This window comes from Pseudomonas sp. 05N434 (assembly GCF_056396965.1).
The window spans coordinates 1-1693 of record NZ_JBFTMK010000781.1 but is presented as its reverse complement, the minus strand read 5'-3'; the positions used below and the strand labels follow the sequence as shown (position 1 = coordinate 1693).

The 1693-nt window shown below is 57.0% G+C and carries 3 protein-coding genes; all 3 read left to right on the top strand.

The window, feature by feature from the left end; translation table 11 throughout:
• The coding region (locus tag AC1DLB_RS29295) for an FAD-binding protein (protein WP_477786216.1) at positions 1-629 on the top strand (629 nt) is incomplete at its 5' end.
• Positions 630-640: 11 nt separating this feature from the next.
• Positions 641-1345: a succinate dehydrogenase iron-sulfur subunit gene (locus tag AC1DLB_RS29290; RefSeq protein ID WP_477786215.1), complete on the top strand. Its 705-nt coding sequence runs from the start codon at positions 641-643 to the stop codon at positions 1343-1345.
• 262 nt (positions 1346-1607) lie between these two features.
• On the top strand, positions 1608-1693 hold an 86-nt coding region (locus tag AC1DLB_RS29285), incomplete at its 3' end, for a hypothetical protein (protein ID WP_477786217.1).

Sequence of the window (1693 nt, the reverse complement as noted above, 5' to 3'; positions counted from 1 at the left end):
TTCCTGGCCTGTTCGCGGTTGGTGAAGTGGCTTGCGTATCGGTTCACGGTGCCAACCGTCTGGGCGGCAACTCGTTGCTCGACCTGGTGGTTTTCGGTCGTGCGGCCGGTCTGCACCTGGAAAAAGCGCTGACCGACGGTATCGAATACGACGACGCCACCGACGCCGACATCAATGCGGCCCTGTCGCGTCTGTCCGCTCTGAACGAGCGTACTGATGGTGAAGACGTGGCAACCCTGCGTCGCGAGCTGCAAAGCTGCATGCAGAACTACTTCGGTGTATTCCGTACTGGCGAATACATGCAGAAGGGTATTGCTCAACTGGCTGATCTGCGTGGCCGTATCGCCAACGTCAAGATCAACGACAAGAGCCAGGCGTTCAACACCGCGCGTATCGAAGCGCTGGAGCTGCAGAACCTGCTGGAAGTGGCCGAAGCTACCGCCATCGCTGCAGAAGTACGTAAAGAGTCCCGCGGTGCTCACGCCCGTGAAGACTTTGAAGATCGTGACGACGAAAACTGGCTGTGCCACACCCTGTACTTCCCGGGTGAGAAGCGCGTTGCCAAGCGTGCAGTGAACTTCTCGCCGAAGACTGTTCCGACTTTTGAACCTAAGATTCGGACTTATTAAGGGTGGCCGCCATGTTGCAAGTCAGTGTTTATCGTTACAACCCTGATCAGGACGCTGCGCCGTTCATGCAGGAATTCCAGGTTGATACCGGTGGTAAAGACCTGATGGTGCTGGACGTGCTGGCCCTGATCAAAGAGCAGGACGAGGGTTTCTCCTATCGTCGCTCTTGCCGTGAAGGTGTTTGCGGTTCCGACGGCATGAACATCAACGGCAAAAACGGTCTGGCGTGCATCACGCCGCTGTCTGCCGTCGTAAAAGGTAACAAGCTGATCGTTCGTCCTCTGCCAGGTTTGCCGGTTATCCGTGACTTGGTCGTCGATATGAGCATCTTCTACAAGCAATACGAAAAGGTTAAGCCATACCTGCAGAACGACACGCCGGCTCCGGCCATCGAGCGTCTGCAGTCCCCTGAAGAGCGTGAAAAACTCGACGGTCTGTACGAGTGCATCCTGTGCGCTTGCTGCTCGACTTCGTGCCCGTCCTTCTGGTGGAACCCGGACAAGTTCCTGGGCCCGGCTGCCCTGCTGCAAGCGTACCGCTTCCTGGCAGACAGCCGCGACACCAAGACGTCCGAGYGTCTGGCTTCGCTGGATGACCCGTTCAGCGTATTCCGCTGCCGGGGCATCATGAACTGCGTCAACGTTTGTCCGAAAGGCCTGAACCCGACTAAGGCCATCGGTCACATCCGTAACATGCTGCTGCAAAGCGGCGTGTGATTCAGCTGCTGTACCCGTAGAACCGCTGTACCCGTAGATGCTACGGCGCAGGCTTCAACCGGCGCCGTAGTTTTAACCTGAGCAGCAGCCCATAAGGCTGCGGCTCTTATTTTGAAGAAATGAGACAAGCAGGGGCATCCGGGCTGGTACCCGGACTATCAGCGTGATCCTAAGTGGCTTGTTTTAGTCGCTGCATTCGGACTTCTGCAAGTTTGCTCGGTGTCGACGCCGGTGGTGTTCCCCTAACCGAGGGTGACCAAGCATGCAAGAAAGCGTGATGCAGCGCATGTGGAACAGCGCCTACCTTTCCGGTAGTAACGCTGCCTATGTGGAAGAGCTCTACGAGCT